Consider the following 6,494-nt stretch of genomic DNA (forward strand, 5'->3'; position numbering starts at 1 on the left):
GCACCCCGACAGGCTCATATGTCGACCCAGACTTTCATGTCGAAGCAGACTTCCGGCGATTTCACCGCCCGCGACCCCGCCACGGGCCATCCCCGTCCACCGCGGCGTGAGTTCAAGGCGCGTGGAAGCTTCGTCGAGCGCTGCCCCGGCTGCAATCTGCCTCGCCTCAACTGTCTCTGCCCCTATCGGCTCACGGTGGAGAGTACGGCCCGTGTCTGGCTGTTGACGCACCCGCTGGAGCACCACAAGCCGACCAATACCGGCCGCTTGATCCATGACGTGCTGCCCACCACCGAGGTGTTTACCTGGTATCGAACGGCACCGGACGAGCGGCTTCTCGCGCTGCTCGAGGATGACCGCTTTGCCCCCTTCGTGATCTTTCCCGACGATCAGCCCGATTACGCCGACCGCGTGGTGGGCCTGGATGCCGTCGCGAGCGTCAAGGGCGACGGGAAGACGCCCGTCTTTATCCTGCTCGACGGTACCTGGCGCCAGGCGCGGCGGATCTTTCGCAAGAGCCCCTACCTGGATAGCCTGCCGGTGTTGCCGCTGGTCTCCGAGCGGCTGACTCGCTATCAGTTGCGCAAGCCGGCGTCGGCGGCACACCTCTGCACGGCCGAGGTGGCCGCCGAGCTGCTGCGCCAATCGGGTGATACCCTGGCTGGCGACGTGCTGGATGACTACTTCGACGCCTTCAACGACAGCTACGCCGCCAGCCGGCGCTTCGAAAAGCTCCTGGAGCCGACGCCCGCCATGAAGCGGCTGCAGACCCGACGCACCCGGTGAGCCTTCAGCCTGCTGACTCGGCCACTCGAACGCAAGCGCGCCCCGCCTCCTTGGCCTGGTACATGGCCATGTCGGCTCGGTTCACCAGCTGGTTCGGTGTGTCGCCCGGCTGCCAGTCAGTGACGCCGATGCTGATCGATACTGGGCCGACAGCAGGGAAGGGCGTGTCTAGCCGGTCCTGGCAGAGGCGAGTCGCCAGCTCGGCGGCCTGGCGCAGGGTACAGTCCGGGGCGATGATCAAGAACTCCTCGCCGCCCCAGCGGCCCAGGTGATCCGTGGTTCGCAGTCGAGCCTGCACCGCCTGGGCCACCTGCCGCAGCACGCTGTCGCCTGCGTCATGACCATGACGGTCATTGATCCGCTTGAAATGGTCGATATCGAACAGCAGCAGTGAGCAGGGCTTGCCACCATGCTGGGCTATGGCGAGTTCCGCCTTGAGCAGCTCCTCGATCCGGTGCCGGTTGGCAATGCCTGAGACAGGGTCGGTGTGGGCCAGGTGACGGAGCCTGGCATTGCGCTCATGCAGGCGCCTGCAGCGATGCCTGGCCCGCCAGACGGTGATGTCATTGGATAGCATTCTGCTCAGATCGAGAGCGGCAAGCTGGTCAGCCGTGGTCCAGGGGGGGCTTTCGTGTGTCCCTCCGGCCTGGTCGTCGCCATTCTGTCGCGAAACGGGATACCTTTCAGCGGGCTGTCGGAACAGCAGCAGCCATCCCGCTGGCTGTGCCTCGCTGGTCAGGGGAGCGGCCAGCAGGCCGGGGAAATTCCCTTGTGGCAGCAAGGTCTTGCCGAGCGTGGTATCGCCCAGTCGATGACTGTGCCAGAGGTCATCGGATGAACAGCGGTCGAGATGATGGGCCAGCTGCTGTAGGGTTCGGGCATGCGGACGCTTGCCAAGTCCCAGGGCCTTTCCTTGATATACTAGGGCGACACCGCAGGCTCGGAAATAGTGCTTGCAGGCCCTGGCGGCTGTCAGCAGCGAGGCGCTGGAGACCCGTTGCGGCCGGCGAACGCCGAGCTGGCCGGCTGTTGCCAGGAACCGGCGTCGACGCAGGGATTCCTCCCGCTCCAGCAGCAGGGCGTAGCGCTGGAGTGCCGTATGGGCCAGCAGCTGCAGCAGTTGGCGAAGCCTGGGTGCCAGATAGCGGGCCTGCCGACCATGACAGGCGATCAGCCCCCAGCGGCGCTGTCCATCGTACAGGTTGATGACAAGGACGGCATGCGCCTGCAGCTGACGTAGCCAGCACCGGTCATGTGCCGGGACCACGCGAAGTATGGCCTGGGAGAGATCCAGGGCAGCTGCGCCCTTACCTGTCAGAGAGATCGGCCTTGCCGTGGTATCGGCAATCATCCGCAAAGGGGTGGTCCCGGAAAGGAGGCACTCCGTCGGGAGCGAAAGGCCGGCGGGAAAGGCGCAGCAACCATTGTTGGCCTGTCCGGAGGCGTTCTCTGCCGTTAGGCACTGCAGGTGGCCATCATCGCCGATGCGATAGGCCTCCGCGGTCTCGAGTCCGGTCAGCTCACGCAGCGCCGTCAATAGCAACGCAAGCACCTTGGTTGGACTGTCTGACCTGCTGATGCATGAAACCCAGCCAGCCACCCGTTCCGTCAGGTTGTCTGTCAGGTCTCCGCATGGCTCCAGCTCCAGAACGATGCTGGTTGACGCGCCGTGTGCGGTGACATGCAGCGGCTGCGGGGTGGTTTCGAGCCGGCAGGTAGCGGTATTGGGGTGTCCCTCTTCGCCCTTGCCGAACCGGGATACGAGCAGACTGATGGGAGCCGAGCCCAGTACGGCCGAGGGAGAACGGCCGAGTACATCGGCCGGTCCCTGGCCGATGAACCGGTTCAGGTTGGTGCTGGTGAGGATAACTCTGCGCCACCGCTGATCGACGACGATCAGGCAGCCATGAGGCTGGATGGCACCGGCGGTTTTCGCCAGTACCTTCGGACAGTAGCTCGCATCGAGATCCCTTTGAAGCGAGTCCGGCATGGGGGGGTCCTGTTGTGTTTTGAGCCAACGGCCGGGTCTTGCCGCGGCTGGCATCGACGATCAACTGACATGATGGAGTTAACCATTGGTTGCTATAATAGATCAACTCCAGTTTAACTGCGAGCATGACTTGCGCGGCACATTCGCCGCATGAATGAGAAAACCGCCTTTGCAGAACGCCTGGCAGCCGCAATGCGCTCGGCTGGCTACGAGCCGCGGCCCGCCGTGCTGGAGCGTGAATTCAACCTGCGCTACTGGGGCAAGCCCGTCACCCTTCAGGGGGTGCGTCGCTGGCTCTGTGGCGAGACCCTTCCCAAGCAGGAGAAGCTTCAGGTGCTGGCAGAGTGGCTGGGCATCGAGCCCCAGGCACTGCGCTACGGGGAAGCCGCCGGGCTGCGAATTCGTGAGGCTCGGGGTCGATGGGAGGCGTCGATCAGTGGCGAGGAACGCCAGGTGCTGCAACACTACCTTGCGCTGCCGGTCGCGCAGCGCAAGGTGGTAGCCCAGGTCATCGAGGCGTTCTCTCATGCCTATGGCACGCATCCGGATGAGAGCGACGAAGCCTCGAAAGAGAGGTAACGCGCCCCGTCAATTGCCGAACAGCGCACCGGCAATGCGGAAGCCGGCGATCCAGGTGCCGGCGGCGGAGCCCAGCGTGGCGAACAGGAACACCAGCAGTGTTCGAGAGACCCGATTGCGCCACCAGCCCTTCAGCTCGGTAACGTCGTGGCGCAGGGTCGAGAAGTCGCGCACCTTTGGTTTGCGCATCCACAACTCCACGCCGGCGGCGACGAAGCCGGCGCCGATGGTCGGGTTCAGCGAGGTGAGCGGGGCAGCAACCATGGTCGCCAGTACCGTGACCGGGTGAGCCAGGGCAGCCAGGGTGGCAAGCCCCGAGAGTACGCCGTTGATCAGGAACCACTCGCCGACCAGCTGCCAGCCCAGTTCGGTATTGCGCGAGAAGCCGATGGCGAAACCGGTCAGTACCAAGGCAGTGATCACCCAGGGAAGGGCGCGCCAGAGCTTCGAGGGTGGCGGTGTGACTTCCAGCTTCTCACGTTCTTCCCGGGGCGAGGCGGGCAAGGGTTCGCTGAAGCGCTCGGCCATTCCCTTCATATGCCCCGCGCCGATCACCACCAGCACATTGCGATAGCGTCCGGGTGGGGCCTGTTCGGCAAGGCGCATCACCATGTAGCTGTCGCGCTCGGTGATCAGCGGAATGTACAGCGACTCGGATTCGGCGGCGAATTCGTTGAAGGTCGACTCCAGCACGTCGCCCTCCTTGAGCCGTTCGATCTCTTCGGGCTTGATTTCCTGACGCGAGAGCACGCTGCCGAGCAGCCCGGTGAACAGCGACATGCGCTGCCACCAGGGCACGTTGTGGTAGATGCGCTTGAGAGTGATGCCCACGTCGCGGTCGATCAGCAGCAAGGGCAGCTCGTGCCGGCGCGCCTCCTCCAGGGCGGCCCGCATCTCGGCGCCCGGCTCGATACCCGACTGCTCGGCGACCCGCTGCTGGAAGGCGCCCAGTGCCAGGCTGGCGGCGACCATGCCGGCCTTGCCCTGGCGAAAGATTTCGAAGAGATCCTGCTTGCCCAGGGCGTCCGGGTCGCTGAGGTTCTGGTGGCGGGAGTCGCACAGCTCGATGGCCACGGCATCGAATTCACCGGAGCCGATCAGGCGGCGCACGTCATCGGCGCTCTGGGCCGAGACATGGGCAGTGCCCAGCAGGGTATAGCGGGTCACGCCCAGCTCGATGACTTGGCGCGGGCCGCTGAAGTCGCCTTCCTGGCGGGGGTCGGTCACGGTGTCCTGGGAGTGGGTCATGAACGCTCGGGCTTGAAAGGGAGTGAATGCCCGATTATCCACGAAGCCGGCCCGCGCTCCAAACCCGGTCTGTCGGAAGTAGCATCAGGCTTATCCAAGGAAACGCTGAACAAATTGCCGAGCGAGATGAAGCGCAAGGCGCACGGAGCACAGGAACCGGAGCATATGGGGTATATGTGAGGATTCCGCGCACCGCGCAACGCAGTGACTCGCTCGTGTAGGCATTTGTGCAGTGTTTCCCTAACGGCGCCAGAAGGCCGGGGTAAACAGCACCAGCACCGTGAAGATCTCCAGTCGGCCGAGCAGCATGGCAATCACCAGGATCCACTTGCTGAGCGTAGGCATTTCGCCGTAATTCGCTGAGGCTTCCCCGAGTGCAGGGCCCAGGTTATTGAGCGCCGAGGCCACCGTCGACCAGGCAGTGACCTGATCGACGCCGGTGGCCATGACGCCCACCAGCATCAGGAAGAACAGCATCACGTAGACCGAGAAGAAGCCCCACACCGCCTGGGCGATGCCGTCGGGTACGCTTACCTTGCCGATCTTGACCGCGATCACGGCATTGGGGTGGATCAGGCGCATGACTTCGCGCATGCCCTGCTTGAGGATCAGGATGATGCGAATCACCTTCATGCCACCGCCGGTGGAGCCGGAGCAACCGCCGACGAAGGCCGCTACGAACAGCAGGAAGGGCAGTGCGCCGGGCCAGGCCGAGAAGTCGGCCACGCCGAAACCGGCGGTGGTAGCGACCGACACCACCTGGAAGATACCGTGACGCAGGCCACGCTCGGTATCGTAGGTGCCGGTGAGCCACAGCGAGATTACGGTGATGACGGACAGGAAAGCCAGGAACATCAGCAGGAAGCGGGCTTCCGGATCCTGGAAATAGTGACGGATGCGCCGGCCGCGCCAGGCCAGGAAATGGAGGCTGAAACTCATCGCCGAAATGATCAGGAAGAGCATGCAGATCAGCTCGATGGTGGCGCTGTCGAAGTGCCCGATGCTGGCGTCGTAGGTGGAGAAGCCGCCGATGGCCACGGTGGAGAAACTGTGGCCCAGGGCATCGAACCAGTTCATGCCGGCGGCCATATAGGCCAGGAAGCAGGTGATGGTCAGGGCGGCGTAGATGTACCACAGCGCCTTGGCGGTCTCGGTGATGCGCGGGGTGAGCTTGGAGTCCTTCAGCGGACCGGGGATCTCGGTGCGATAGAGAGCCATGCCCCCGACCCCCAGGGTCGGCAGGATCGCCACCGCTAGCACCACGATCCCCATCCCGCCGAGCCACTGCAGCTGCTGGCGATAGTAGAGGATCGACTCCGGCAGGAAGTCGATACCGGTGATAACCGTGGCGCCGGTGGTGGTCAGCCCCGAGAAGGACTCGAATACGGCATCGGTGAGCGACAGGGCGGCGTCGCCGGTCAACATCAGCGGCAGCGAACCGAACAGCCCCAGTACGCTCCAGAACAGGGCGGCGATCAGGAAGCCGTCGCGGGTGCGAAGCTCCTTGCGCGCCAGCCGATTGGGCAGGTACATCATCAGTCCCGTCGCCGCGGTGATGATGATGGCAATGGCGAAGGCATCCCACTGGGCATCGCCGAACAGCAGCGAGATCAGAATGGGCGGCACCATGGTCAGGCTGAACATCATCAGCAGCATGCCCAGGATGCGCAGGATGATGCGCAGGCTCATGCGGCGACTCCCCTGGCGACAGGCGTGCGGACGATAAACGCGAAGCTGCAGCGTGATATCAAGAGGCGCCCCGTTGGCATCAGAAGAAGGTCAGGCCGACCTGGAAGAGGCGTTCCACCTCGCGAATGCGGCGCTTGTCGATCACGAACAGGATCAGGTGATCGCCCGATTCCACCACCACGTCGTCGTGGGCGATCAGCAC

The 6,494-nt window shown here is 64.2% G+C and carries 5 protein-coding genes; 2 read left to right on the forward strand and 3 right to left on the reverse strand.

Annotation, left to right across the window (positions count from 1 at the left end):
• The first annotated feature begins 18 nt into the window (after positions 1–18).
• Positions 19–786 carry a tRNA-uridine aminocarboxypropyltransferase gene (locus tag DU505_RS20925; RefSeq protein ID WP_422667068.1) on the forward strand — a complete coding sequence of 256 codons (768 nt, stop codon included), beginning with the start codon at positions 19–21 and terminating at the stop codon, positions 784–786.
• Between the two features lie 4 nt (positions 787–790).
• Here the strand turns inward: DU505_RS20925 and DU505_RS20930 are convergent, their stop codons facing one another.
• Positions 791–2,776: a sensor domain-containing diguanylate cyclase gene (locus DU505_RS20930; RefSeq protein WP_181872894.1), complete on the reverse strand. Its 1,986-nt coding sequence runs from the start codon at positions 2,774–2,776 to the stop codon at positions 791–793.
• A gap of 150 nt (positions 2,777–2,926) precedes the next feature.
• Between DU505_RS20930 and DU505_RS20935 the strand changes: the two genes are divergently transcribed.
• On the forward strand, positions 2,927–3,355 hold the full coding sequence (locus DU505_RS20935; RefSeq protein ID WP_114480910.1) for a transcriptional regulator: 429 nt from the start codon (positions 2,927–2,929) through the stop codon (positions 3,353–3,355).
• Between the two features lie 9 nt (positions 3,356–3,364).
• On the opposite strand, the gene DU505_RS20940 is transcribed toward DU505_RS20935, so the two are convergent.
• Both DU505_RS20940 and DU505_RS20945 read right to left on the reverse strand, forming a co-directional pair.
• Positions 3,365–4,603 carry a TraB/GumN family protein gene (locus DU505_RS20940; RefSeq protein WP_114480911.1) on the reverse strand — a complete coding sequence of 413 codons (1,239 nt, stop codon included), beginning with the start codon at positions 4,601–4,603 and terminating at the stop codon, positions 3,365–3,367.
• A gap of 240 nt (positions 4,604–4,843) precedes the next feature.
• The gene (locus DU505_RS20945; RefSeq protein ID WP_114480912.1) at positions 4,844–6,292 is read right to left on the reverse strand and encodes a TrkH family potassium uptake protein; all 1,449 of its coding nucleotides are present in this window, start codon (positions 6,290–6,292) and stop codon (positions 4,844–4,846) included.
• Positions 6,293–6,494 lie beyond the last annotated feature (202 nt).

The sequence above is a fragment of the Billgrantia montanilacus genome (assembly GCF_003336675.1).
GTDB classification, from domain to species: Bacteria; Pseudomonadota; Gammaproteobacteria; order Pseudomonadales; family Halomonadaceae; genus Halomonas; species Halomonas montanilacus.